Annotated in this window: 20 protein-coding genes and 1 pseudogene; 19 read left to right on the forward strand and 2 right to left on the reverse strand. The window is 68.4% G+C overall.

Translation table 11 applies throughout. The features are described from left to right. Nucleotides 1-45: 45 nt before the first annotated feature. The 6 genes from ACJ8AT_RS05970 to ACJ8AT_RS05995 all read left to right on the forward strand — a co-directional run bounded on the left by ACJ8AT_RS05970 (nucleotide 46) and on the right by ACJ8AT_RS05995 (nucleotide 6,995). On the forward strand, nucleotides 46-3,558 hold the full coding sequence (locus ACJ8AT_RS05970) for a valine--tRNA ligase (protein WP_407736639.1): 3,513 nt from the start codon (nucleotides 46-48) through the stop codon (nucleotides 3,556-3,558). Nucleotides 3,559-3,569: 11 nt separating this feature from the next. Further along, entirely contained in the window at nucleotides 3,570-4,451 is an 882-nt protein-coding gene (gene nadC, locus ACJ8AT_RS05975; RefSeq protein WP_407736640.1) for a carboxylating nicotinate-nucleotide diphosphorylase, read from the forward strand. Between the two features lie 119 nt (nucleotides 4,452-4,570). Then, nucleotides 4,571-4,972: an acyl-CoA thioesterase gene (locus ACJ8AT_RS05980; RefSeq protein WP_407736641.1), complete on the forward strand. Its 402-nt coding sequence runs from the start codon at nucleotides 4,571-4,573 to the stop codon at nucleotides 4,970-4,972. Nucleotides 4,973-5,002: 30 nt separating this feature from the next. Next, nucleotides 5,003-5,968, forward strand: a complete 966-nt coding sequence (glpX, locus tag ACJ8AT_RS05985) for a class II fructose-bisphosphatase (protein WP_407736642.1) — start codon at nucleotides 5,003-5,005, stop codon at nucleotides 5,966-5,968. 51 nt (nucleotides 5,969-6,019) lie between these two features. Beyond that, a complete protein-coding gene (locus ACJ8AT_RS05990; protein WP_407736643.1) occupies nucleotides 6,020-6,445 on the forward strand; it encodes a type II toxin-antitoxin system RatA family toxin in 426 nt (141 codons plus the stop codon). A 376-nt stretch (nucleotides 6,446-6,821) separates the two neighbouring features. After that, a complete protein-coding gene (locus ACJ8AT_RS05995) occupies nucleotides 6,822-6,995 on the forward strand; it encodes a hypothetical protein (RefSeq protein ID WP_407736644.1) in 174 nt (57 codons plus the stop codon). 102 nt (nucleotides 6,996-7,097) lie between these two features. Here the strand turns inward: ACJ8AT_RS05995 and ACJ8AT_RS06000 are convergent, their stop codons facing one another. Continuing rightward, nucleotides 7,098-8,252, reverse strand: coding sequence for an ADP-ribosylglycohydrolase family protein (locus ACJ8AT_RS06000; protein ID WP_407736645.1), 1,155 nt, complete (start codon nucleotides 8,250-8,252; stop codon nucleotides 7,098-7,100). A 101-nt stretch (nucleotides 8,253-8,353) separates the two neighbouring features. Here ACJ8AT_RS06000 and eno point away from each other — a divergent pair, with 101 nt between their 5' ends. The 8 genes from eno (at nucleotide 8,354) to ACJ8AT_RS06040 (ending at nucleotide 16,871) form a co-directional block, all read left to right on the forward strand. After that, on the forward strand, nucleotides 8,354-9,649 hold the full coding sequence (eno, locus tag ACJ8AT_RS06005) for a phosphopyruvate hydratase (protein WP_407736646.1): 1,296 nt from the start codon (nucleotides 8,354-8,356) through the stop codon (nucleotides 9,647-9,649). A 6-nt stretch (nucleotides 9,650-9,655) separates the two neighbouring features. Next, complete coding sequence (gene surE, locus ACJ8AT_RS06010; protein WP_407736647.1) at nucleotides 9,656-10,441, forward strand: 5'/3'-nucleotidase SurE; 786 nt, start codon at nucleotides 9,656-9,658, stop codon at nucleotides 10,439-10,441. 146 nt (nucleotides 10,442-10,587) lie between these two features. Beyond that, nucleotides 10,588-11,394 (forward strand): LysM peptidoglycan-binding domain-containing M23 family metallopeptidase, encoded by an 807-nt coding sequence (locus ACJ8AT_RS06015; protein WP_407736658.1) that lies wholly within the window; start codon nucleotides 10,588-10,590, stop codon nucleotides 11,392-11,394. Between the two features lie 56 nt (nucleotides 11,395-11,450). Next, nucleotides 11,451-12,701, forward strand: a complete 1,251-nt coding sequence (locus ACJ8AT_RS06020; protein WP_407736648.1) for a hypothetical protein — start codon at nucleotides 11,451-11,453, stop codon at nucleotides 12,699-12,701. A gap of 17 nt (nucleotides 12,702-12,718) precedes the next feature. Beyond that, nucleotides 12,719-13,858 (forward strand): tetratricopeptide repeat protein, encoded by a 1,140-nt coding sequence (locus tag ACJ8AT_RS06025; protein WP_407736649.1) that lies wholly within the window; start codon nucleotides 12,719-12,721, stop codon nucleotides 13,856-13,858. 75 nt (nucleotides 13,859-13,933) lie between these two features. Continuing rightward, nucleotides 13,934-14,989 carry an AAA family ATPase gene (locus ACJ8AT_RS06030; protein ID WP_407736650.1) on the forward strand — a complete coding sequence of 352 codons (1,056 nt, stop codon included), beginning with the start codon at nucleotides 13,934-13,936 and terminating at the stop codon, nucleotides 14,987-14,989. Further along, nucleotides 14,986-15,759 carry a hypothetical protein gene (locus ACJ8AT_RS06035; protein WP_407736651.1) on the forward strand — a complete coding sequence of 258 codons (774 nt, stop codon included), beginning with the start codon at nucleotides 14,986-14,988 and terminating at the stop codon, nucleotides 15,757-15,759. Before ACJ8AT_RS06030 ends, ACJ8AT_RS06035 begins: the two co-directional genes overlap by 4 nt. A 179-nt stretch (nucleotides 15,760-15,938) precedes the next feature. Next, nucleotides 15,939-16,871 (forward strand): T6SS immunity protein Tli4 family protein, encoded by a 933-nt coding sequence (locus ACJ8AT_RS06040; protein ID WP_407736652.1) that lies wholly within the window; start codon nucleotides 15,939-15,941, stop codon nucleotides 16,869-16,871. A 28-nt stretch (nucleotides 16,872-16,899) separates the two neighbouring features. Here ACJ8AT_RS06040 and lexA read toward each other — a convergent pair whose 3' ends face one another. Beyond that, nucleotides 16,900-17,562 (reverse strand): transcriptional repressor LexA, encoded by a 663-nt coding sequence (gene lexA / locus ACJ8AT_RS06045; RefSeq protein WP_407736653.1) that lies wholly within the window; start codon nucleotides 17,560-17,562, stop codon nucleotides 16,900-16,902. Between the two features lie 207 nt (nucleotides 17,563-17,769). Here lexA and ACJ8AT_RS06050 point away from each other — a divergent pair, with 207 nt between their 5' ends. The 5 genes and pseudogenes from ACJ8AT_RS06050 to ACJ8AT_RS06070 all read left to right on the forward strand — a co-directional run. Further along, on the forward strand, nucleotides 17,770-21,105 hold the full coding sequence (locus ACJ8AT_RS06050) for a response regulator (protein ID WP_407736654.1): 3,336 nt from the start codon (nucleotides 17,770-17,772) through the stop codon (nucleotides 21,103-21,105). After that, entirely contained in the window at nucleotides 21,102-22,934 is a 1,833-nt protein-coding gene (locus ACJ8AT_RS06055) for an ATP-binding protein (RefSeq protein WP_407736655.1), read from the forward strand. The genes ACJ8AT_RS06050 and ACJ8AT_RS06055 overlap by 4 nt, the downstream gene beginning before the upstream one ends. A gap of 35 nt (nucleotides 22,935-22,969) precedes the next feature. After that, nucleotides 22,970-23,950 carry a FecR domain-containing protein gene (locus ACJ8AT_RS06060; protein ID WP_407736656.1) on the forward strand — a complete coding sequence of 327 codons (981 nt, stop codon included), beginning with the start codon at nucleotides 22,970-22,972 and terminating at the stop codon, nucleotides 23,948-23,950. A gap of 163 nt (nucleotides 23,951-24,113) precedes the next feature. After that, complete coding sequence (locus ACJ8AT_RS06065) at nucleotides 24,114-25,940, forward strand: hypothetical protein (RefSeq protein ID WP_407736657.1); 1,827 nt, start codon at nucleotides 24,114-24,116, stop codon at nucleotides 25,938-25,940. Nucleotides 25,941-25,945: 5 nt separating this feature from the next. Beyond that, nucleotides 25,946-26,516 (forward strand): annotated as a pseudogene (locus tag ACJ8AT_RS06070) (flagellar motor protein); the annotation flags it as partial.

The raw sequence follows: 26,516 nt of genomic DNA on the forward strand, positions 1-26,516 counted from the left end.
TACCCGAGCTGATTGCCTGCCGGCCCGCGGGGCCGGCCCCCCGCGATGACTGACACAATCGAGCTGTCCAAGGCCTACGAGCCCACCGAGGTCGAGAGCCGCTGGTCGAAGTTCTGGCTGGAGCGCAAGTACTTCCACGCCGAGGCCACCTCCGACAAACCGCCCTTCAGCATCGTGCTGCCGCCGCCCAACGTGACGGGCAGCCTGCACCTGGGCCACGCGCTGACGGCCGCCATCGAGGACACCCTCATCCGGTGGAAGCGGATGAGCGGCTACAACGCGCTGTGGATGCCGGGCGTCGACCACGCTGGCATCGCCACGCAGATGGTGGTGGAGAAGGAGCTGAAGAAGACGGAGAAGAAGAGCCGGCACGATCTGGGCCGCAAGGAGTTCCTCAAGCGCGTCTGGGAGTGGAAGGATCAGTACGGCAAGCGCATCACCGAGCAGTTCAAGTACCTGGGGGCCTCGCTGGACTGGGAGCGCGAGCGCTTCACCATGGACGAGAAGTCCTCGGCCGCGGTGCGCGAGGTCTTCGTCCGGTTGCACGAGGAAGGGCTCATCTACCGGGCCCAGAAGCTCATCAACTGGTGCCCCTCGTGCCACACGGCGCTGAGCGACCTGGAGGTCGACCACGAGGAGAAGAAGGGCTCGCTCTGGCACATCCGCTACCCGGTGAAGGGCACGGACCGGACGCTCACCGTGGCCACCACGCGTCCGGAGACCATGCTGGGCGACACGGCGGTGGCCATCCACCCGGAGGACGAGCGCTACCAGGGCCTGGCCGGGGGCACCGTGGTGCTGCCGCTGGTGGGCCGAGAGATCCCCATCATCGCGGACGCCGAGCTGGTCAACATGGAGTTCGGCACCGGCGTGGTGAAGGTGACGCCCGCGCACGACTTCAACGACTACCAGACGGGGCTTCGGCACAACCTGCCGATGATCTCCATCTTCGATGACAGCGCGCGCACCAACAAGGAGGCCGGCGCGTACGCGGGGCTGGATCGCTTCGAGGCGCGCAAGAAGGTCCTCGAGGATCTGACGCTGCAGGGGCTCCTGGAGAAAGAGGAGCCGCACAACCTCTCGGTGGGCCAGTGCCAGCGGTGCGGCACGGTGGTGGAGCCGCGCCTGTCTCCGCAGTGGTTCGTGAAGATCGAGCCGCTGGCCAAGCCCGCCATCGAGGCGGTGGAGCAGGGCCGCACGAAGTTCGTCCCCGAGTCCTGGACGGAGACCTACTTCCACTGGATGAACAACATCCACGACTGGTGCATCAGCCGCCAGCTCTGGTGGGGCCACCAGATCCCCGCCTACTACTGCACCGCGTGCAGCCCGAGGGTGGGGGATGACACGGATCTGCCCCTCGACGCGCCCACGGTGCGCGTGGGCGGCGTGGACTTCTCCCGGGCCGATCCGATCGTCTCCCGGCAGCAGCCCACGCACTGCCCCAAGTGCAACGGCACGAACTTCACCCAGGATCCGGACGTGCTGGACACCTGGTTCAGCTCCGCGCTCTGGCCCTTCTCCACGCTGGGCTGGCCGGAGAAGACGCCCGAACTGAAGACCTTCTACCCGACGTCCGTCATGGAGACGGGCCACGACATCATCTTCTTCTGGGTCGCCCGGATGATGATGATGGGCCTGCACTTCATGGGCGATGTGCCCTTCCGCACCGTCTACCTGCACGCGATGGTGCGCGACGAGAAGGGCGAGAAGATGTCGAAGACGAAGGGGAACGTCATCGATCCCCTCGAGATCATCCTGGGCGCCCCGGCGGACAAGCTCCAGGCCACCCTGCGCAACAAGTTCCCCCAGGGCATGCCGGCGTTCGGCGCGGACGCGCTGCGCTTCACGCTGGCCTCGCTCACCCAGCAGGGCCGCGACATCAAGCTGTCGATGGACCGCGTCGCTGGCTACAAGGCGTTCTGCAACAAGCTGTGGAACGCCAGCCGCTTCGTGCTGATGAACCTGGGCGGCTTCCGCCTGGACACGCGCCCCATCAAGGAGCGCGAGCTGACGCTGGCGGATCGGTGGATCCTCGCCCGGCTGCAGCGCGCGATCGTCGACACGCGCCTGGCGCTGGAGACGTATGCCCTCTCCGAGGCCGCCACCACGCTGTACCAGTTCCTCTGGTCCGAGTTCTGTGACTGGTACATCGAGCTGGCCAAGAGCTCGCTCTACGGCGAGGACGAGCGCTCCAAGGACAACACCCGCGCGGTGCTCGTGTTCTGCCTGGAGCGCATCCTGCGGCTGCTGCATCCGTTCATGCCCTTCATCACCGAGGAGATCTGGCAGAAGCTGCCCATCTCTCGTACGGCCGACTCGATCATGATCTCGCCGTATCCGGAGCCGGACTCGCGGCTGGCGGACTTCGCGGCCGAGACGGAGATGGCGCCCGTGGTGGCCGCCATCGAGGGCCTGCGCACCATCCGTGGCGAGAGCAACCTGCCGCCCTCGGCGAAGCTGGTGGCGTACGTGCAGAGCGCCAACCCGGCCCTGCGCGCCACGATCAACCGGTGCCGCGGGTACCTGCTGCCGCTGGCGGGCCTGTCCGAGCTCCGCGTGGAGCCGCCCGGGCGCAAGCCGCCTCAGGCCGCCGCCTACGTGGGCCAGGAGCTGGAGATCTACGTGCCGCTGGCCGGGCTCATCGACGTGGACGCCGAGCGCGAGCGGATGAGCAAGGAGGTGGCGCGGGCGGACCAGGAGCTGGCCAGCGTGCTGCGCAAGCTGGAGAACCCCAACTTCGTCGCGAAGGCCCCGCCGGACGTGGTGGAGAAGGATCGGGCTCGCGTCGAGGAGCTGAAGGCTCGGAAGGCGAAGCTGCAGGAAAACATCGATCGGTTGGCACCGGAGGCTCCCATGACTGAGACCGAGACGACACCCGAAGCAGAGGACACGCTCGCCAATCCCCAGACGGGCCAGGTGAAGGTGGCCCCTCCTAGCGCCCCCGCGGAAGGGGGCGGCGTGGATCTGAGCAAGGAGCTGAAGGGCGAGCTCGAGTCCAGCGCGGACATCGTGAACCCGCAGATCACCGACGCGCTCACCAAGCTGCGGGAGAGCACCAAGGAGGGGCTGTCGGCCAAGGACCACGAGGATCTGGGCGTCGCGTACATGAGCATGGGGCTCGTGGACGACGCGCGGCGTGAGTTCGAGCAGGCCAAGCAGGGCGAGGCGGCCGGTGCGGCGCTCGAGAAGCCCGCGGCGAAGAAGGCCGCGTCGGCGAAGAGCGCCGCGACGAAGGCTCCCGCCCAGAAGGCCGCTGCCAAGAAGGCTCCGGCCAAGGCTGCGGCCAAGAAGGCTCCAGCGAAGAAGGCTGCGGCCAGGAAGGCTCCGGCGAAGAAGGCCGCTGCCAAGAAGGCCCCGGCCAAGAAGGCCGCTACGAAGAAGGCCCCGGCAAAGAAAGTGGCCGCCAAGAAGGCTCCGGCGAAGAAGGACGCTGCCAAGAATGCCCCGGCCAAGAAGGTGGCCGCCAAGAAGGCCCCAGCGAAGAAGGCCGCTGCCAAGAAGGCTCCGGCCAAGAAGGCTCCGGCCAAGAAGGCGGCTGCGAAGAAGGCTCGGCGTTAGGAGGCGGGACTTTGAAGGACTATCTCGACCGCCTCATCGAACTCGCCTTGGATGAAGACCTGGGGGCGGCGGGGGATGTGACCTCCACTGCCCTCGTGCCTCCGGAGGCGAGGGGCTCGGGAGAGCTGGTCGCCAAGGAGCAGCTGGTGCTCGCCGGGCTCCAAGCCTTCACCCGCGTGTTCCACTACGTGGATCCCGAGGTGAAGGTGGAGCCTCTCCGGCGCGACGGGGAGGAGCTCAAGCCCAAGGCCGTCGCGGCCAGGGTCTCCGGGCGGCTTCGCTCGCTGCTGGCCGCCGAGCGCACGGCGCTCAACATCGTCCAGCGGATGTCCGGCATCGCCACGCTCTCCCAGCAGGCCATGACGGCGGTGCGCGGCTCCAAGCTCAAGGTGCTCGATACGCGCAAGACGCCTCCGGGGATGCGCTCCTTGTCGAAGGAGGCCGTCCGCCTGGGCGGTGCCTCCAACCATCGCTTCGGCCTCTTTGACGGCATCCTCATCAAGGACAACCACATCGCGGCCGTGGGGGGCTCCATCACCGAGGCCCTGCGCCGGGCCCGGCAGAACGCGCCGCGGCTGGTGAAGATCGAGATCGAGGTCACCAGCCTCAAGCAGCTCGCCGAGGCCATCGAGGGCGGCGCGGACGTGGTGATGCTCGACAACATGGATGACGCGCAGATCCGCAAGGCGGTGGAGCTCGCTGCGGGCCGGGTGCCGCTCGAGGTCTCCGGTGGCGTCACCCTGGAGCGCCTGTCCCGGCTGTCCAAGCTGGGCGTGGACTTCGTGTCCATGGGCTCGTTGACGCACTCGGCGCGGGCCATGGATCTCTCCCTGGAGATCGCCACGACCCGGGGCTCCGGGCGGGCCCGGGCCAGCAAGAAGCCGCAGGACTGAGCGCGGCCGCGGCTCGCCTCGGCCGGGGACTGTCTCCCGGCCGGGACTGGTCAGAAGCCACCAACTCGCCGCCCCATTGCTTGGAGGGGCTTCGTGGCCCTGTTACGGTCCGCGCCCACATGGTGGAAGCGCGGCTCCGAGTCATCTACGGCGACACCGACCAGATGGGCGTCGTCTATCACGCCAACTACTTCCGCTATTTCGAGTTCTCCCGCATGGAGTTCTTCCGCGCGCGCGGAGGCAGCTACCGCGAGATGGAGGGCGCGGGCTTCATGCTCCCCATCGTCGAGGTCTCCTGCCAGTACAAGGCACCCGCACGCTACGACGATCTGCTCCTCATCCGTCCGAAGGTGAGCGAGCTGCGCCGCGCCTCGCTCATGTTCACCTATGAGGTGGTGCGCGAGGACGAGCCCTCGACGATTCTGTGCACCGGTAGCACCCTCCATGCCTGTGTAGGACGGGACGGCAAGCCCACGCGCTTCCCGGACATGTTCCTGCGCCTGATCGAGCAGTCTCCCTGAAGCTTCCACCGTTTCACCAAGGAGTCCCCAATGGATCGCAACCTGGCTATGGAGGCCGTGCGTGTCACCGAGATGGCGGCCATCGCCTCCGCCCGTCTGATGGGCCGCGGCACCAAGAACGAGTCGGATCAGGCCGCCGTGGATGCCATGCGCCGCGCCTTCGATGCGCTCTACATCGACGGCACCGTCGTCATCGGCGAGGGCGAGCGTGACGAGGCCCCCATGCTCTACATCGGCGAGCGGGTGGGCCGGCGCACCGACGGCGTCCCCGAGGTGGACATCGCCCTGGATCCGCTCGAGGGCACCAACCTGTGCGCCTACGGCCGCCCGGGAGCCATCTCCGTGGTGGCCATGGCCGGCAAGGGCGGGCTGCTCAACGCGCCGGACACCTATATGGAGAAGATCGCCGTGGGCCCCAAGGCCCGGGGCGCCATCGATCTGCGCCGCTCCGCCACGGAGAATCTCCGCGCCGTCGCGGAGATGAAGAAGGTCTACGTGGAGGATCTCACCGTCATGGTGCTTGATCGCGAGCGGCACGCGGACCTGATCAAGGAGGTGCGGGCCGCGGGCGCGCGCATCCGCCTGATCGAGGACGGGGACGTGGCCGGCGCCATCTCCACCTGCTTCGAGGAGACGGGCGTGGACGTGCTGATGGGCATCGGCGGCGCGCCCGAGGGCGTCATCGCCGCGGCGGCCATCCGCTGCGTGGGCGGCGACATGCAGGGCCGCCTCGTGCCGCGCAACAACGGCGAGATCGAGCGCGCGAAGAAGATGGGCATCTCCGACATGAGCAAGATCTACACGGCCGAGGAGCTGGCCAAGGGCGAGGTGATGTTCGCCGCCAGCGGCGTCACCTCGGGCGACTTCCTCCGCGGCGTGCGCTTCTTTGGCGGTGGCTGCGAGACGCACTCGGTGGTCATGCGCAGCAAGACGGGCACCGTCCGCTTCGTGCAATCCATCCACAAGTTCGACAAGAAGCCGGGGTACGCTCCCTAGCGTCGGGCCGCACCCCCATCCTCACCCGTTGCCATCCTCCGGAGAGTCCCCATGGCAGGCGCCACCAAAACGATCCTCATCAACGCTCCCGTGGAGAAGGTGTTCGACACCATCATCCAGTATGAGAAGTACCGGGAGTTCCTCCCCGAGGTGAAGGAGGTCCGCACCTCCAACCGCCAGGGCAGCGAGGTCAATGTCCACTACAAGGTGGATGTGGTGAAGACCATCAAGTACACGATCCGCGTCAAGGAGGAGCGCCCCACCCGCATGTCCTGGACCTTCGTGGAAGGCGAGTTCATGAAGGACAACAAGGGCAGCTGGGTGCTCGAGCCCGCGGGCGAGGGGAAGACCAAGGCCACCTACACCGTCGAGATGGCGCTCGGCGCCCTGGTCCCGAAGACGATCGTCAACGCCCTGGTGGAGACCTCGCTGCCGAAGATGCTCGAGGCCTTCAAGCGCCGGGCAGAGACGCCCTGAACCGCTGTGACTTGGTGCGTCATCCCTTGAGCCGCCTGGACCCACCCAGAGCGAGCGGCCCATGGGGGGCTGTCCTGGGTGGGTTGCGGGGTGGGATGGCCGTGGCCAAGGTCGTTGGTTGGACGGCTTGCGGGCCGCCACAACTGCATTAGAATCAACGTACCCAGTGGCAGCAGGTCGAACGCCAACCATGACATCCCTGACACAGGGGTGCGCCTTCGATGTCGGGCGGTGAACGAGCAGCCGGGCCAGTCGGCAAAGCTGTACCCCAGCGGAACGGGGGACCTAACTTTGCATCAGAAGGGATATGCAGATTGGAACCGGGTTGGGGTGGCGGGCGTACACCGGGGTATGTAGGCTGAGGGAGAGCGAACCCATGCTGGACGCCTTCATCATCGAAGAGATCAAACGCCGCGAGCGCAATCGCGAGGACCGCGATCGCCCCGTGGTGGAACTGCCGCTGCCGGCCCCGCCGGATCGTCCGCACCGTCGCACCGAGACGGACGACGACGAGAAGCCTCAGCGCGGCGTTGTCGTCATCGATCTCTGAGGCCGAGTCCCTTCGGCCTCAGCGTGGCCCTGAGCCCGCGGTAGGTGTCCCCAGGGACGGCCTACCGTGGGCTTCGTGTTTTCAGGCCCGTGGGGGCCGGGCTCAGCTCGGCGCCAGCGCGAGCAGGTGGCGCGGGTGGTAGAGGTTCCACAGCGGCCCGCGCACGGAGCTCATCGCTTCCAGCACCAGACGTTTCCACTCGGCGGGGATGGCCTCCTCGCCGTGGAATGCGCCCAGCAGGGCGCCGGTGATGGCGCCGTGGGCATCCGCATCGCCGCCGCGGTTCACCACATCCACCAGCCCCTCCTCGAGGGTGGGGGCGTGTAGCAGCTCCCAGAAGGCGATCCGGAACGCGGTGCGCACGTACCCGTATTGGCGGTGCAGGTGCAGCTCCGGGCCGTAGAGCATGGGGTTGGGCTGCTGGGCCGCCTCCAGGTCCGCCAGGAGCTGGCCCTTGGCGAGCGTCACCTGCTCGATGTAGTCGGCCGCCGAGCGGGCGAGGGCGGGGGCTCCGATAGAGAGCGCCGTCTGCGCGGCGGTGATGAGCTCCTGGGCCTCCAGCTTCGGGCCGCCGGTGATGGCCTTGGCGATGGCCCCGTTGAGGGCTGCACAGGCGAGCTGGCAGCGCGGATCGAAGTGGGTGAGGGCCGAGTCCTCGAAGGAGGCCAGCATCCGCGCCGCGTCATCCTTGGCGAAGAAGACGCCGATGGGCGCCGTGCGGGCGAGGCTGCCGTTGGTGCTGGAGCGGCGGTGGTTGCGCAGCCAGACGCGGCGCCCGGCGCTCAGCACCGGCAGCCCGGAGTCCATCTCGTCCAGCACCTCGCGGACGGACTCGCTCATGTCGAAGGCGTGGGCCTTCCAGGCGCGGTAGCGGCGGGCGACGTCCGCCGCGTTGAAGCTCTTCACCTCGCGCAGGCTCCAGGCGAGGCAGCAGGCCATCTGCGTCTCGTCCGTCACCTGGCCCTTGCGCAGCTCCACCACGGGCGGCTCCCAGGGGATATCCTCCGGGATTCCCTCCTCGGGGAACTCATCCATCAGGGGATCTTCCTTGGGGAGCCGGGGCTTGATGATGCCGCCGGTGGGCATGCGGCGCAGGCCCATGGCGAGCTGGGGAAAGAGCGGGGCGATCAGGTTCCGGCCGCGCAGCGGGGCCCCCAGCGCATCCCCCACGGCCAGGCCCAGCAGGGCGCCTCGGCCGCGCTGGCCAGGGAGGGGGTCAGGCCCTTGAGGTTCTTTACGGCGAGGCGGCGGGGGCATGACAGGCCTGAACGAAAGGGAGCTTCACAGGTGGACACTGTAGCAGCGGGAGCGGTGTGCAAGCTTGCGAGGCTCGGGGGCCTCCTCTAGAACCCCGCGCCATGACCGAGATCGCTCAGATTCTGGCGCGTGAAGTGCTCGACTCCCGAGGCAACCCCACCGTGGAGGCCGAGGTCCATCTGTCCGGAGGGGCCCGGGGCCGGGCGGCGGTGCCCTCGGGGGCTTCCACCGGTGAACACGAGGTGCTCGAGCTACGGGACGGGGACAAGAACCGTTACCTGGGCAAGGGCGTGAAGAAGGCCGTGGCGAACGTCATGGAGACGATCGCCCCCGAGCTGATGGGCATGGATGCCACCGACCAGGTGTCCGTGGACATGCGGATGCGCGAGCTGGACGGCACACCCAACAAGGGCAAGCTGGGCGCCAACGCCATCCTCGCGGTGTCCATGGCCACGGCGCGTGCGGCGGCGGATGCGTTCGGCCTGCCGCTCTACCGCTACGTGGGCGGCCTGCAGGCGCGCACGCTGCCGGTGCCGCTGATGAACATCCTCAACGGTGGCGCGCACGCGGACACGCGCGTGGACGTGCAGGAGTTCATGGTGGTGCCGGCCGGCGCCTCCTCGTTCGCCGAGGGCGTGCGCTGGGGCGCCGAGGTGTTCCACGCGCTGAAGAAGATCCTCAAGGCCCGCAAGTTCGCCACCGGTGTGGGCGACGAGGGCGGCTACGCCCCGGACCTGCCGGCCAACGAGGAGGCGCTCAAGCTCATCATGGAGGCCATCAGCAGCGCGGGCTTCAAGGCGGGCGAGCAGATCTACCTGGCCATGGATGTGGCGGCGAGCGAGTTCTTCGACAAGGCCAGCAAGAAGTACAAGCTCAAGGGCGAGGGCAAGGAGTACGACTCGTCTGGGATGCTCGACTACTACCGCGGGCTGTGCGACCGCTACCCGATCGTCTCCATCGAGGACGGCATGGCCGAGGACGACTGGGAGGGCTGGAAGAAGCTCACCGACGCCATCGGTGGGAAGATCCAGCTGGTGGGGGATGATCTCTTCGTCACCAACGTGGAGCGGCTCAGCCGCGGCATCCAGAGCGGCACCGCCAACTCCATCCTGGTGAAGGTGAACCAGATCGGCTCGCTGACGGAGACGTTCGACGCCGTGCGCATGGCGCACCGAGCCGGGTACACCTCCATCATGAGCCACCGCTCGGGCGAGACCGAGGACACCACCATCGCCGACCTGGCGGTGGCGCTCGACTGCGGGCAGATCAAGACGGGCTCGGCGTCGCGCTCGGATCGCGTGGCCAAGTACAACCAGCTCTTGCGCATCGAGCAGGAGCTGGGCGCGGGGGCTCGCTACGCGGGCCGCATGGCGATCAAGGCCACCCAGGCGAAGTGAGGCGAAGTGACTTCGGCACGACGGCCTCGCATCCTGGTCTCCAACGATGATGGGTACTTCTCCGAGGGCCTCCAAGCCCTCGTGGATGCGGTGAGCCCGCTGGGAGAGGTGTGGGTGGTGGCGCCGGACCGCGAGCAGAGCGCGGCCTCGCACGCCATCTCCCTGCACCGCCCCCTGCGCATCAAGGAGATCCGCGAGCGCTGGTTCGCGGTGGATGGCACCCCCACCGACAGCGCTTATCTGGCGATCAACCACCTCCTCAAGGATGATCGCCCTCAGATCATGGTGTCCGGCATCAACCACGGCGCGAACCTGGCGGACGACGTCACCTACTCGGGGACGGTGGCCGCGGCGATGGAGGCCGCCCTGCTCGGGGTGCCCGCCATCGCCTTCAGCCTCGCGTCCAAGCCGCCGTTCGACTTCGCGCCGGCGGCGCGCTTTGCCCGCTCGATCGTGGCCGCCGCGCTCTCGCAGCCGCAGCCTCCGCGGATGCTCCTCAACGTGAACATCCCCGGGGGCGAGCCGAACGGCTATGCCATCACCCGGATGGGGCGCCACTCGTACGGGTACTCCGTGGTGGAGAACGTCGATCCGCGCGGCAAGAAGTACTACTGGATCGGAGGCACCGAGTACGAGCACGAGGACATCCCCGGCAGCGACTGCAACGCCGTGCACCTCGACAAGCGCGTCTCAGTGACTCCGCTGCACCTGGAGCTGACGGACCTCAACCGGATGGCCGATATGGCGGGCTGGACGCTCGAGGGCTTCCAGCGCTTCGAGCCGAGCCGGTGAGGTTGGAGGGGCGCCGTCTCAGCCGAGCGGGTCTGGCGCTCCTCCTGGTCTTCGGCGCCACCCGATGCGCCAGCTCCAAGGCGGCTTCTCGCCCGCTCGGGCCCGAGGCGCCGCCCACGCCCTCGGAGGTCTCCGCGTCCAAGGCCGTGGCTCCGGCGGCACCCGCCGTGCTGCCCATCACGCTGCGGGAAGCGCACCCCGAGCCGGAGCTGATCACCGTCCGGCACAAGGTGGCTCCTGGAGAGACCGCGTTCCGGATCGCCCGGACGTATGGGATCACCGTGGAGGAGCTGACCGCGGCCAACGGCATCAAGGATCCGCGCAGCATCACCGTGGGCCAGGAGCTGCTCATCCCCACTGTTGAGCCCGAGCAGGAACCTTCGGAGCCTCACCTGGAGTGGGATGTAGCCCCCGCCGCTGGAGGAGAGCAGGCCACCCGGCCCGCAGCGGACACGGAGAGTTCTCGGCCTGTGGCGGGTCGGGAGGAGTTGCCGCCCCGTCCCCGAACTTCGAGCCACCCCGTGAGTCCTCGGACCGGTGGCGCTGCCTCACGCCCCGAACCTGCGACCAAGGGGATGCTCGATTGGCCGCTCCGAGGCGTGCTGTACGGCCGCTTTGGCAAGAAGGGCCGAGAGCCTCATGACGGGATCGATCTGGCGGCGCCCGCGGGGACTCCGGTCAAGACGGCCCAGGAAGGCACCGTCCTCTACGCGGGCGAGCAGCGCGGCTACGGGCTCATCGTCATCGTCCAGCACCCGACCGGGCTCATCACCCTCTATGCTCACAACCGGGATCTGCGCGTGAAGACGGGGCAGGGGGTCCGCCGCTCCCAGGTCATCGCGACGGTGGGAGAGTCTGGGCGCACCTCGGGGCCCCACCTGCACTTCGAGGTCCGCGTGGACGGCAAGCCCGTGGACCCGGGCGACTACCTGGGGCCTCTCCCATCCTCGTGAGGCGGGCAGGCGGGAGGGGGATGGCCTCCGGCGCTGATTCTCCTAGAGTGTCGCCGGTGAAGCGCCTCAGCCCCCTGTTTCTCGCCACGCTGCTGCTCGCGACGGTTGCTCGTGCCCAGACACCTGCTCCCGCCGCGGAGAAGCCCTCTTCCTCGTCCAGCCCTGCCGCGCCCGTTGAGCCCACGCCCGCGCCGCAAGCCGCTCCTGCTCCGGACTCGGCTCCGCCCACTTCGGGCGCTCCGCCTGCCGCGCCCACCGCGGGTACCTCGACCGAGGGGACTCCAGCCGCGACGCCTGCTCCCGCCGTGGCGGCTCCCGCTGGGGCCTCGGCTCCCGCGAAGCTGGACAAGGCCCAGGGGCTGCCCACCGTGGCCGTGCTCTCCCTCGAGGCCAACAAGTCGGCCCAGGACTCCGCGCCGGCCATCGCCTCGCTCATCGCGAGCCACCTCGCCGAGTCTCCCAAGCTCAAGGTGCTGACTCAGCGCGACATCGAGACCATGCTGAGCACCGAGCGTCAGCGCCAGCTCCTCGGCTCCGGCTCGTGCTCCGCGCAGGGCTCGTGTCTGGAGGAACTGTCCAGCGTGGTGGGCGCTCGCTACGTGGTGACCGGACGATTGGACCAGTTCGGGGACAAGTACCTGCTCACGGTCACCCTGCTGGATACCTTCTCTGGACGCAGCCTGGCTCGGCCCCGTGCCGAGGCCTCCAGCGGCGAGGAGCTCCTGCAGCTCGCCGAGGCCGTGGGGGATCAGCTCCTCGCCCGGCTGGCTCCCGAGGGGAAGACCTCCGAGGCCCAACCCCTGTTCGGCAGCGCCAAGGAGACTCCGGGCGGGGGCCTGGTGCTGGGGCTGCGCATCAACAACAGCTTCATCTCCGACCTGGCGACCCTCAACCCGGGCGCGGACTTGGAAGTGGGCTATGCCTTCCATCCGGAGTGGGTGGGCTTCCTGCAGGTCGGTATCACCTTCGTCCGCTCCGGCGATGACAGCCCGGCGGGGCGCCTCAAGGTGCTGCCGAGCGTGCTGGGCGCGCGGCACTACTACCGGCTGGAGCACTCCCTGCGGCCCTACTGGGGACTGGGGCTGGGCGTGCAGCTCTCCTTCGGAGAGTTTGGCATCTTCCAGTCCACCGGCCCGCTGCCCACGGTGATCGGCTTCCTGGGCGCCGAGTACTTCATCGCGGGCAAGGTCGGCCTCCACATCGAGGCGGGCACCAACCTGGCCCAGGCCACGCTCGGCCTCGCCCAGAACGGGCTAGGGGATGGGCTCAACCTCGATCTCACCGCCGGCATCGCGTATCACTTCTGAGCTTCGGAGCCCTGTTCATGCCTTCGCGTCTGCGTGTCCTCCCGCTGCTCGTCATGCTCGCCGCCGCTGCTTGTGACGACGCGCCCAAGATCGATCCCAAGGATCGCGCCGAGGGGCTCTACATCAAGGGCAACGCCGAGTACCTCCATGGGGACTTCGATCAGGCGCTCGCCTCGTTCAGCGAGATGAAGCAGATCGTCCCGAACGATCCGCGCCTGCCCGCCGCCGTCGGCGAGGTCTACCTCTCCATGGGCAAGTACGCCGAGGCCCTCACCGAGTTCCAGGCGGCGCTGGCGCTCGATCCCAAGCGCTCCACCACTTGGAGCCGCATCGGCTTCATCCAGGCGCAGACGGGGAAGACGGACGAGGCGTTGTCCTCGCTGCGCAAGGCCATTGGCCTGTACCCGAATGACTTCAACGCGCTGGAGCAGCTCGCGCTGATCCACCTCAAGCGCGGCGAGAAGGACGAGGCCATCCGGCACTTCACGCTCGCGGCCCAGGCCAGCCCGGACAGGCTCAAGCCTGACTATGTGATGCGCGCGGTGGAGCTGCTCCAGCAGGACGAGCGGCACGCGGACGCGTTGGCGCTGCTACGGAAGTTCGCGGAGCAGGGCGTCCGGGCGCCCGAGGTGCTCACCGCGCTCGGGGACGAGCAGGTGCGCGCCGGGAAGATGGACGAGGCCCTGGCCGCCTACCGCGAGGCCGCGGGCAAGGCGCCCAAGGATCCGGCGCTGTGGGAGCTGGTCGGGCAGATCTACGCCAGCCAGGGCAAGCGGCCCGATGCGCTGGCCGCCTTCCAGGAGTCGCTCAAGGTGAAGAACCGAGCGATCGTCCACGTGGCGATCGCGCAGCTCCACCTGGCCGATAACGATCGCAAGGCCGCCGAGGAGGAGCTGGGCAAGGCGCTGGAGAGCGTCTCGGGCTCGGACGTGCGTGAGCTGCTCGAGCTGTCGGAGCTGCTCGTCACGTTCGGGCGCAAGCCGGACGCGCTGCGCATTCTCAGCAACCTCGCCGCCGAGCCGGACAACGCGAAGAACGTGGACCTGCAGTTGCGCACCGCTCGCATGGCGCGCGAGCTGAAGGATCAGGCCATCGTCAAGGCCGCGTGCGGCCGGGTGACGGGGCACGACGGGGGCGGTGTTGCCTCGTGTCCGTGAGCGAGTGGACGGTGCGGCTGGGACACAGGAACTAAACTTTTCCGTTCTCGTACCGATGCCCCTACACTGACCGACGTGATCGAATCAGTGGAGATCAAGAACCTGCGCGGGATCCGGGAGGGGGCACTCAAGGACCTCACTCCATTGACGGTGCTGGTAGGTCCTAACAGCAGTGGGAAGAGCACGGTGCTGGACGCGCTCCTGATGGGTGCGAGCAACTCGCCCGGGGATTCTGTTGGGCAAGCTGTTGGCCGGAGGAGTACTCGCGATGCCGATGCGCGGTGGTTGCTATGGCGCCAGGGACAGGACGGGGTCACGACGCTCATGGTGCTAGGCCATCAAGGCCAATATCGAAGGCATTGCAGCCTCGTGTGGAGATCTGAAGTACCAAACGATCTCATTGCTCGCTTGCGAGAACTTGGCCGTGAATCTCCGTTCTCTTGTATTGAGGCTAGACTCAGCCTTTTCAACCCCAGTCAGCAAGTGTCCGCGTGGACTGCATTCGCGGCTGACAACAGTTATGAGTACAAGCAGTCTCCAGAATTCTTGCCCCAATACCACCAGAGAGTTGAATCTGAAGTCAGCTTTGTCGATATGCGAGGGGTTGGGTTGGGAACGCCGCTCGCGCAGCTCTACACAGAGTCTGTGACGCAAGGGCGCCGTGAGGACGTGCTCGAACTCCTGAAAGTGATTGTTCCGGGCCTGCGCAACCTCGAGATCCTTGTCAGCCATCGGTTGCAGCCTGTCTTGCACCTTGTTTTCTCTGACAAGAGCGTTCCAGTCGCATTGGCTGGCGACGGCATTCGTTCGATGTTACGGCTTAGCCTGGAACTGGCCTCCAGAGGACGGGGGGTTGTCCTTGTCGAGGAACCTGAGGTGCATCAGCACCCCAAGGCCCTCCAGCAGAGCGCCAAGATCCTGCTCGCCAGTGTCCGCCGAGGACTCCAGGTCGTGCTTGCTACTCACAGCATGGAGTTGATCGACGCCCTGCTCCTTGAAGCCACTCAGGACGATCTCCAGAACCTCTCCACCTATCGGCTCAAGCTAGAGGATGGCGTGCTGGCGTCCAGCCGGCTTGATGGGGACCGGATGGCCTTCGCCCGAGGGCAGATCGAGGAAGACCTGCGATGACACAGGAGTCGGTCATCCTCTGTGAGGGCTATCACGACCGCGCATTCTGGGACGGCTGGCTGCGATTTCTGAAGTGCGACGTGCCTCAGGCCAACAACAAGGTCGTCTCGAACAAGATCATCAAGGACCCCTGGGGAAGGACCGTCAGTGGTGGCCAGTTCGGGTACCAGTCCCCCACGGGGAGTTTCGTCCGCGTTGTTCCGTGTGGTGGGGATGTCTTCATCCCTGCCGCGCTGAAAGACCGTCTGGCGGGACGGACCACCCACGCGCTTCGGCACCTCGTGGTGAACTACGACGCGGATACGGACGCGAGGACCGAGTCCGACGCCAGGACAGGAGTCGAGGCGGCTCACAACTCGGTCCAAACCATCCTGAAGAGCGTCGATCCCGCATTCACGACCAGCCCCCAGGGAGATTACCTGCTGGATGGCGGCAAGACCGTGGTGTCTGTCCTGGTCTGGTGGACACCTGACGCGCATTCGGACGGACTTCCCTGGAAGCACACGCTCGAACGACTCGTGTGCGCCGCGCTGAACACGACGCTCCCCGGTCGAGCCCAAGCCGTGGAGCAGTGGCTCCAGAGTCGCCCAGGCGGTTCGCCCGCCGGTCCCAAGGAGTACGCCTGGTCCAACATGGCGGGATGGGCCGCAGAGAAGGGCTGCGAAGCTTTCTTCTCGGCCCTGTGGAGCGATCCTCAGGTTGTCACCGAGCTCCAGTCGCGGCTCGTGCAGACCGGAGCTTGGCGGATCGCTGAATATGCTGCCGCGTGAGGCACCACCTCCTGCTCCTGAGCCAGAGAGCCGGCCGTTCCCCCCGGGTGGTACATCCCTGAGCCCTTCCGCTGGATAGCCTCTGTCTTGCGCATGACGCCCGCCTTCCGCGGACACCGAGCGCCTCGTCGTTGGTGCACGCCAACCGGGCCCGTTCGTGAGCGCAAGAGGAGGGAGATGTGCCTTCCGCAGTCGTCGCCGCCAACAGTGCTCCTCTCCGGGGGATGGCCGAGGTCCTCGCTGCAGTGCCCGTCGAGCACCTCGTGGGGCGCTTCGCCCTCCTGGTGCCCGCGGCGATGCGGCGGGTAGGGCGCGAGTCCATGCTCCGCTCCTCCGTCTTCCTCCGGGAGGTGGAGTGGACCCATTCGGGGCACTGCGAAGAGGAGTGGAGCGGCTGGCTCCAGCGGCTGGCCGCGCGGCGGCCTCCTCCAGGAGTGCGGGAGGCGATCGTCGAGCAGCGGGAGATCGCTCCGGGGTGCCGGGCGGTGCTGGCCCATGAGAGCGAGTACGATCGGGACGTCCGCACGTGGTTCGCCCTGCAGAACGAGGGCACGCATGGCGTCTGGTTGGAGTGTGCCCAGGAGCCGCGCACCCCCCATCGCGCCCTGTTCAAGCTCGCGACCGTGGCGCGCTCCTATCTCACGCTCGATGCGCAGAACCGGCTCCAGCCCCAGGAGTGGTTCTACCTGGAGCGGGGCGCCGTGGCCCTCCCGCCGCTGGGAGAGGAGGAGTTCTTCGTCCAGTTTGACGGCTATCCCCTGGATGTGCGGCTGGAGCTCAGCAGCAAGGTCGCAGCCGCGCCGGATCCCGAGGGAGGGCTCATGGCCCGGCTCCAACGCGCCGTGGCCCTGGGGTTCCAAGAGGACATGAAGGTGGAGATCCTCCGGGCGGGCTCACGGATCGTCGCGGGCCTCGACGGGGAGGAGCTGATCTTCCAGGTCGAGAGCGAGCGCGACAAGCACGTGTCCTGGGGCTGGTGGTGCCCAGGACGGCCCGGGAACGCTCGCGCCCCGCGAGTCGAGCTCACCCTGCACTCGACCCACCACGAGCAGGATGCCAAGACGCTCCTCTGGGACGCCTCGCTGGACTCGGTGCGCTACCTGCGTCCCTGACGGTCTTGCCACCCGGGAGGGGCGCGGCTCAGTTCCGGCCGCCGGGCAGCTTGCGGTACACGCCCACCACGAGCCCGAGAATCATCGTCGAGCGGAACTCCGCCTTGCTCACGTAGATGGGCGACATGGTCGCGTTGGCCGGCTGGAACCGGATCCGCTCGCCCTCCGGGTAGTAGCGCTTCACCGTCGCCTCGTCCTCGATGAGCGCCACGACGATGTCCCCGGGCTGCGCCGACGGCGTCTTGCGCACGAACAGGTAGTCCCCGTCGTGGATGCCGTCCTCGATCATCGACTGGCCCTTCACCCGAAGCGCGAACACCTCGCGGCCCGCGCCTCCGATGAGGAAGCTGTCGATCTTGACCGAGTCCTCCATGTTCTCTTGCGCCAGCGCCGGCGCACCCGCCGCCACCTTGCCCAAGAGCGGCACCTCCACCATCCCCGAGTCCTTCTTCGCCCCCAGCCCCAGCAGCATCCGCGCCCGCTTGGTGGGCACCAGCGAGCGGCTCTGCTGCTCGCCCCGGTTCAGGTAGCCCTTGCGCTCCAGGGCCTTGAGGTGATCGTTCACCCCGTTGGTCGAGCGGATGTCCATCTGCTCGCCAATCTCGCGAATCGTGGGCGGGAATCCCCGCGACTCCGTCTCCTTCACGATGAAGGTGAGAATCTCGCGCTGGCGCTCCGTCAACTCTTCCATGCCACGCTCCCTCCCTCAGTCAGGGGGCTGGGAAGCTTCCCCCTGAGGGCAACAGGCTTTCAGTATCTAATGTCCCTGAACAGGCGTGTAGAGTCAACGCTTTCAGGCGGGCAGCCGATCCAACCGGCCGGGTTGCTCGCCTCCCTCCAGGGAGCCTTGAGATATCTTGAGGTTCCGCGGGGAACTGGGCGTACAATTTCCACTGTCTTGTCCGAGCTCCGACACACCCTGCTTCTCGTCGATGACGAAGCGGACGTTCTGGACATCCTTGGCCGGATGTTCCAGCGGCAGTATCGCGTCCTGACGACGACCTCGGGGCAGGAGGCGCTGTCGATCCTTCGGACCCAGCCGGTAGACGTCCTCATCACCGACCAGCGGATGCCCGAGATGACGGGCATCGAGCTCGTCACCGCGGCCCGGGCCGAGGGCATCGATATCACCGCGCTGCTGCTCACCGGCTACACGGACCCGGAAGACATCATCGCCGCCATCAACCAGGGGCAGGTGTACCGCTACATCACCAAGCCCTGGGAGGTGAATGATCTCCTCATCACCGTGAAGAACGCGGTGGAGTACACGCAGCTGCGCCGCGACAAGGAGCGCCTGCTGCGCCAGCTCAACCAGCGCGTGGAGGCCCTCTTCGTCCTCTACGAGGTGAGCCGGGCCAGCGCCTCGGATCCGCCCAGCTACGAGGCCATCATCGATCGCGTGCTGAGCGCCGTGGCGCGCGTGCTGCCGTACGACTGCGGCGCGGCGCTGATCGCCCCGGACGACGCGCGCTCGGCCATTCTGCGCCTGCGGTGCATGGGCACGGTGGGCGAGAAGGCCTTGCTGGGCGTCAAGGAGTCCATGCTCGGGGCCTACCGGCGCAGCTCCGGCCAGCTCTTGCCCGAGGACCGGCTCACCACTCGCGTTACTGGCACCATCACCCAGGACTCGAGCGCCCCGGCCGTCTACCCCAGCCAGCTCACCGTGTCCCTGGTGGCCGGTGGCAAGCCGGTGGGCATGCTGTCGCTGTTCTCGCAGGATCCGCAGGCGTTCAGCGAGGACGACGGCGTGCTCCTGGACACGCTGGCCAACCAGACCGCGGATGCCATCCAGTCCCTGCGCACGGTGGAGGAGGAGGCCCGCCGCCGCATCGAGCGCATGGTCGAGTCCATGGCCGACGGCGTGCTGCTCACCGACGAGCAGGACGCCATCGTCGTCATCAACCCGGCCGCCCGGCGCCTGCTGCGGCTGACCGAGGACATGGTCGCGCTCACCGGGCAGATGCTGGAGGAGCGCCTGGGCTTCGAGCCCTCCGAGCTCATCCGCGGCTGGGAGTACAGCGGCTCGCAGGTGCTCAAGGAGGAGGTGGAGCTGTTCGAGCGCCACATCCAGTGCACCGTGACGCCCGTGAACGACGCTCGCGGCACCGTGCGCGGCGTCTGCGTGGTGCTGCGTGACGTCACCGAGCAGAAGGTGCTCGAGGAGCGCAAGGACGAGTTCGTCTCCATGGTGAGCCACGAGCTGCGCACGCCGCTCACCTCCATCTCGGGCGCGCTGGATCTGGTGCTCAACTACCTGGCCGGGCCCATCAACGAGAAGCAGCAGCGCTACCTGGCCATGGCGCGCGACTCCACGGAGAAGCTCAACTCGCTGGTGGATGATCTGCTGGACCTGGCGAAGTTCGCCAAGGGCCGCCTGCAGATGAACTTCGAGCTGACGTACCTGGACGAGCTGATCCGCCGCGCGGTGGAGAAGTACGGGCCCACCTTCCAGGAGCGCCAGGTCAAGGTGACCACCGCGCTGCCGCAGTACGGGCTGCGCGTGATGGCCGATCCCGACCGCGTCAACCAGGTGCTCAACAACCTGCTCACCAACGCCGCGAAGTTCACTCCCGAGGGCGGCGAGGTGATGCTGGAGCTGCGCGCCACCTCGGCGCTGCCCGGCTTCGTGGCGCTCACGTGCTGGAACAGCAGCGAGCCCATCGCCGAGGAGAACCTGGAGCGCATCTTCGACCGCTTCGAGCAGGCGCGCACCCCGTCCAACCGCACCGTGCGCGGCACCGGCCTGGGGCTGGCCATCTGCCGCCACATCGTCGAGGCCCACGGCGGCCGCATCTGGTGCGAGCCCAGCACCCAGGGCGTGCGCTTCGTCACCGTGCTGCCCACCGAGCCGCCCCAGGAGCTACAGAAGCCCGAGGCCGCCGAGGCCCCCGTCGCCGCCATGGACAAGAAGCCCGAGCCTCGCGGCCGGGTGCTCGTCATCGACGGCGAGCTGGAGCTGGCCTACATCATCAAGGGGCTGCTGCTCACGCGCGGGTACGACGTGCGGATCGCCGGCTCGGCGGAGGAGGGCATCAGCTCGGCCCGGCGCCACCACCCGGACGCCATCCTCGTGTCGGTGCGGCTGCCAGACGTGGACGGGCTGCGGCTGGCGGAGATCCTCCGGCACGATCCGGACACCCGCCGCACGCCGCTGCTGCTCAACTCCTCCTTCGACGAGCGCCAGCGCGCGGTCCGCTCGGGGGCGGATGCCTTCCTGCTGCGCCCGCTGATGGTGGACAAGCTGCTGGCCACCGTGGACTCGCTGGTGCGCGGGCGCACCGGCCAGCAGCACGGGCGCGTGCTGGTGGTGGACGACGATCCGAAGACCGGCAGCATCTGCAGCGAGGTGCTCGCCAGCCTCGGCTTCGAGGTGGCCGTGGTGGGCACGCTGGAGGAGGCCCGCCGCTCCCTGCGCGAGCACCGCCCGGACGTCATCCTCCTGGACGTGGGCCTGCCGGATGGGGATGGCTTCGTCTTCATCGAGGAGATCAAGGCCGAGCGCGCCAGCGGCCACATCTCCGTCATCTTCCTGTCGGCCCGCGCCGAGACGGCCTCGAAGATCCGCGCGCTCAAGCTGGGCGGGGACGACTACATCACCAAGCCCTTCGACGCGCTGGAGCTGGGCGCGCGGGTGGAGAGCGTGCTGCGCCGCAAGGAGCAGGAGCTGAGCGCCTCGCCCACCACGCAGCTTCCGGGCTCCAACGCCATCGAGCGCGAGGTGCAGCGCCGGCTGATCGCGCGCAAGCCGTTCTCCTTCTGCTACCTGGACCTGGACAACCTCAAGGCCTACAACGACTACTACGGCTTCGCGAAGGCCGACGGCGTGGTGCGCCAGACGGGAGATCTGCTGCGGGAGATCTTCGTCCAGGAGGGCACGGCCGGAGACTTCCTGGGGCACGTGGCCGGGGACGACTTCGTCTTCATCACCGCGCCCGAGTCCGTGGACCGCATCTGCCAGCGGGCCATCGAGGCGTTCGATCGCATCATCCCGCTCTACTACGATCGGCAGGATCGCGAGCGGGGCCACATCGAGGCGGAGGACCGGTCCGGCGAGAAGCGGAAGTTCCCCATCATGAGCGTGTCCATCGTCGCGGTCATGAGCGACGGCGTGTCCCATGACCATGCCGAGCTGGCCCGGCGCGCGGCGGACATGAAGAAGCAAGCGAAGGCCATCCAGGGGTCCATCTACCTGCGCAGTGACCGCGAGCGGGAGACCCGGACCATCACCGGATGAAGCTCTATCAGCAGCTCATTCTGTTCATGCTGGCGGCCACCGTGCTGCCGCTGGCCGTGGTCGGCTTCCTGCTCCTGTCTCGCGCAGAGACCGAGCTGAGCGACCGCATCGCCGCCGAGCAGCGCACCCTGGCCTCCTCCACCGCCGAGAGCGTGGCCACCACCTTGATGAAGACGGTGGACGACATGGCGCAGGTGGCCGAGTCCTTCGACTGGGATCACCTCAATGACGAGGAGGTTCGCGGCGCGCTCACCCTGGTGTTTCATCAGTCCACCGCGGTGAGCGCGGTGATGCGGCTGGATGCCTCGGGCCGGGCCCTGGGCAAGCCCGTCTACTCCCAGGAGAGAGACGGCCACCCGGGCTTTGATCCGGCCTCCCTGGAGGCCCTCGCCAAGGCCATGCCTGTCCAGCCGCTGCGGCGCGGAGAGAAGGGCACGGCGGCGCTGGGGCCGGTGTACTCGCACACGCGCAGCGGGAAGGCCGCCGTCCCCGTGGCCATCAAGCTGGGACCCGGCGAGGGCGCCTCCTTCGTGTTGGCGGAGCTCGTCTTCAAGGACCTGGAGGAGCTGCTGGCTCGCAAGGCCAGCGACAGCCTCGAGCGCATCGATCTGGTGGACAGAGCCGGCAATATCCTCGCCAGCTCCGCCTCGGAGCCGCGGGGAAAGCTGGATGGCGCGGTCCAGGCGCAGCTCGCCGCTGAGGGGGTCAATGCCGCGCGCAGCTTCCGGGCGGGTGCCCCGGCCCTCCGGGTGAGCGCCGCGCGGGTGCCGCAGAATCTGGGCTTTGACGTGGTGGTGTCGGTGGATGAGGAGACCGCGCTGGCGCCGGTGCGCTCCATGCGGCGCACGGTGCTGGTGTCCATCGGCGCGGCGCTGGTGGTGCTGCTCGCCCTGGGCTCGCTCTTCACCCGGCGGATCACCGCGCGGCTCTCCCTGGTGTCCTCGGCCGTGGAGGCCTTCGGCCGCGGCGAGCTGGAGCGGCGCGTGCTGCTGGAAGGGGACGACGAGATCAGCGCCCTGGCCCACACCTTCAACCAGATGGGCTCCGAGCTGGAGGCCGCCCGCACCCGGCTGATGCGCTGGAACGATGATCTGCGCGCCAAGGTGGACGAGGCGATGGCCGAGTTGAAGGCCGCCCAGGTCCAGCTGCTCGAGGCGCAGAAGCTGGCGGCGGTGGGCCAGCTCGGCGCCGGCGTGGCCCACGAGCTCAACAACCCCCTGGCCGGCATCCTCGGCTACGTGCAGCTCATGCTGATGAGCCGCGGCGACGCCGACCCGGACATGGACACGCTGCGCAAGATCGAGCAGAGCGCCAAGCGCTGCAAGGACATCACCCAGAACCTGCTGCGCTTCTCCCAGCAGCGCGCCCGCGCGGATCTGCGCTCGGTGGACCTGAACGCCGTCGTCAAGGACGCGCTCAACCTCACCGAGAACCAGATGAAGACCGAGGGCATCACCCTCAAGCTGGAGCTGGCCCACCCCTCGGTGCGCGTGCTGTCCGATCCGGGCCACACCTCGCAGGTGCTGCTGGCCCTGGTGTCCAACGCTCGCACCGCCATGCTGAAGACGGGCACCAAGGTGCTCACCCTCCGGACGGGCGAGCGCGAGGGCCGTGGCTTCCTCGAAGTCGAAGACACCGGCAAGGGCATCCTCCCCGAGCACCGCAACCGCATCTTCGAGCCCTTCTTCACCACCAAGGATGTGTGGTCGAATGTGGGCCTTGGGCTCTCGGTGGCCTACCGCATCGTCAGCGAGGCGGGGGGGACGATCGACATGAAGACCGAGGTGGGCAAGGGCTCGTGCTTCACCGTGTGGCTGACGAAGGCGTGAGCGCGCCGCCGGTTGTGCGGTAGCCTCTGGTGAGAATGGCTGGAACGTCCCCCCCCAAGCGCCAGGTGCCCTTTATTCTCGGGCTGATCCTGATCCTGGCGGCTCTGCCGCTGGGGTACTTCCTGTTTCTCCAGCAGCCCCCGCCGCCGCCGCCTCCTCCTCCCACGCCGTCGCCTGCTCCCGTCGAGGCGAAGGCGCCGGAGAAGCCGGTCCAGATGGAGTTCGGCGAAGTCACTGGCACCGTCGAGGTGCGTCACGAGGGCGGCACCTGGGAGCCGGCCAAGCGGGGCATGCCCCTGCGCCCCTCGGACTCGGTGCGCACGAAGGAGGGTTCGAGCGCCGAGCTGCTGAGCGAGGCCGTCAAGGTCACCATGGATCCGGCCACCGATGTGTCGGTGCAGGAGCTGACGAGCTCGCTGTCTCGCATCCTCCTCGAGAACGGTATGGCGACGGCCGTGGTGCGCCCGGGCAAGCGGGAGACCTTCGAGATCAAGGCCGCCGGCAGTGACGCGGTGGCTAGCACCACCGGGGGTACGTTCACCATGAGCAACAACGGCGCGGGCACCGTGGCCGTGGGCACCCGCGAGGGCGAGGTGTCGTTCCTCGGCGGCGGCAAGGTGGTCATCGTCCGCGCCGGCCAGCAGTCCATCATCCGGCCCGGCAGCAGCGCTCCCTCCGAGCCGACGGAGATCCCCTCCAGCCTGCTGCGCAAGGTGCAGTGGCCCACGGGGCGGCAGAAGCAGCGGGAGGTGATTGTCCAGGGCGAGGCCGTGCCGGGCAGCCGCCTGGAGATCGCCGGGGAGAGCTTCTCTCCCACCCCGGATGGGACCTTTGTGCGCAAAGTGTCCCTCAAGGAGGGGGAGAACGAGGTGAAGCTCAAGGTCTCCTCGGTGGGCGGCAACAAGGAGGAGGCCAGCGAGAAGATCCTCGTCGACACCCGCCCGCCGAAGCTGAAGATCAAGACCCCCTGGCAGAATTCAGACGGGCAGCCTCCCCCGGGCCCAGGCCAGCAGTAGGTTGCTCCGATAACGTTTCGGAGAACCCGGAGAGCCTTGTAGAGTCAGAGATGATCTGAACCGGCTCGCTCCAGTCCTGCTCCTGCTGCTCGCCTCGGCGGCACCGGCGGATACGCTCGAAGTCCTTGGGCCTTCCGAAGCCGTGCCGCCCGAGGGCTTTTCCGTGGCCCTTGTGCGCCGCGACGCGTCCGGGGCTCTCGTGGCGCCGCAGGCTCCCACGCTGTCCCCCGAGGGCGCCGAGGTGCAGGCCGGGCCTCCCCAGCCTCCGCTGAGCACCTTCGTCGTCGTGCCCCAGCCGGGCGCCCGGACCGTGGTGCTGAGGGCGCGAGCGGGCTCGCTGCAGACAGAGGCGCGGTATGCGATTGGGCCTCCGGCCGCCGGGGTGACGCTCTCGCTGGAGCCTCCCGAGCCCGTGAAGGGGCGGGACAAGGAGGCCGCGCTCACCGTGCGGCTGCTGCGGCCAGATGGGAAGCCGGATGACTCCGGAGCGCCGCCGGTGGTGCAGGTGAACGTGGGCCGCGTGGAGGAGCTGGTTCGCACCGGGCCGGGGACCTACCGGGCTCGCTATGTCCTGCCCACGACGACCTATCCGGAGGTGGCCATCCTCGTGGCGCTCTCCGCCTGGCCGCATCCCCAGTCCATCTATGGCGCGTACGGGAAGATGCTCGTCCCGCTGGCCGCGGCGGTGGATCTGCCGGGCGAGACGGAGCCGAACTCGAAGATCTCCATCACCATCGCCGGGACGACGTACGGACCGGCGCAGTCCGCCCGCGATGGCAGCTTCCAGCTCCCGGTGGTCATTCCTCCCGGGCATCCGTTCGGGCAGGGGCGGGTGGTGGACCTGGCGGGCAATGTCGAGCGCAAGCCCATCAGCCTGGGGTTGCCTCCCACGGATGGCCTGGCCTGTGTGCTCAACCCGAGCCGGCTCCCCGCGGATGGTGCGTCCCGCTCGCGGATGCTGTGCGCGGCGAGCGATCCGCTGGGCCGGCTGGTGCCGGATGCTCGCGTCACCGCGAAGGCGCGCCATGGCACGTTGAGTGGGCCTCAGCGCGCCGAGGGTGGGTTGCTCGAGTGGATCTACACGGCGCCCCGAGAGCTGCCCTCCGAGCCCGAGCGCATCCAGGCCGTCTGGCCGCAGGGGGGCGCGAACTCTCGGGAGGATCTGTCGCTCCAGCTGATCCAGGGGCGGGCGGAGAAGATCGTCCTGACCGTCGCCGAGCCGCAGGTCCATCACGGCGCCCAGGTGGGCGTGTCCGTGTCGGTGCAGGATGCCTTTGGCCGGCCGCGGCCCGGGGCCCAGCTCGCGCTCGCCGTGCCCGAGGGGACCTTCTCCCCGCTACGAGAGGAGCGCCCTGGCTTCTTCACGAGCACGTGGACCCTGCCCGCCGAGGGAGCCAGCCGCGAGGCCTCGGTGACGGCTCGCGCGTTCGGGCCGGTGGGGAACGAGCCCGCGCGGATCAGCGCCTGGGTGAGGGATGGGGCGCTCCTGGTGGGGGTGTCGAATCTGGCGGGGTTGCCCATTCCCGCCCAGCCGTTGAAGGTCGGCGGCGAGCAGCGCGTCACGGGCGAGGATGGAACGGTGAGCCTGGGCCCCTTGCGGCCCGGGAAGATCGAGGTCGTCCACGGCATCTGGCCGGGGCTTCGGAAGGTGATCTACGTGCTGGGGCCGAGCGGCCCGGTGTACCCGCAGGATCCGCCGCTGGTGCCCGCGCCAGTCGAGCAGCGGATCCGGATTGAGACCTTTGTGCCCGTGAACGTCCGGCTCCAGGTGGAGGGCGCGCGGGTCACGTACTGGGTCGAGGATCCCCAGGGGCACGTGCTCGCGGATCGTCCGGTCTTCGTGGCGCTCTCCTCCGGCCACCAGGAGGCGGTGGAGACCCATGACGGGCGGACTCGCTTTACCGTCACGGGGGCGGCGCCCGGGCGCGTGAGCGTGTCCGTGGCGGACGTGAAGACGGGGATGACGGCCGTCGCCGAGGTGAAGCCTTGAAGTGGATGGCCTTCATCCTCGCGGCCGTGCTCCTGCCCTGGGCGGGCCAGGCACAGCAGGCGGTCCAGGATCCGCCGGGGCTCGCGTCCACCCTTGCCGGACGGGTGTGCGAGGACCGGGATGGAGACGGGGTCTGCGGCCCCGACGAGCCAGGGCTCAAGGGCGTGCGGCTCGTTCTGGCCACGGGCAGCGAGGTCCGCACGGACGAGCAGGGGCGCTACCACCTTACGGGCGTGGACTCGCGCACTCCGGATGCGACGGGCGGTGTGCACCTGCGCCCTGGACGCCATCGCATCCGCGTGGATCCGCGCACGCTGCCTCCGGGCGGACGCGTGAGCCCCGAGGCCGTCACCGTGGAGGTGCCCTGGGGCGCTGTCGTCCTCCAGGACTTCGCGGTTCGCGTTCGAGTGGAGTCCGTGCGGCCCCTGTCGCCCGCTCCCGCGGAGGCGCCTCCCCAGGCGGAGCTCCGCTCGGAGGATGTCGCCTTCGTCGCTACCGGCCAGGCCTCGCCGGGAGATCAGGTGCGGGTCGGAGGCGTCGACGCCCAGGTGGAGGAGAAGGGCACCTACCGGGCGA

The organism is Hyalangium sp. (assembly GCF_045802625.1).
GTDB lineage: Bacteria > Myxococcota > Myxococcia > Myxococcales > Myxococcaceae > Hyalangium.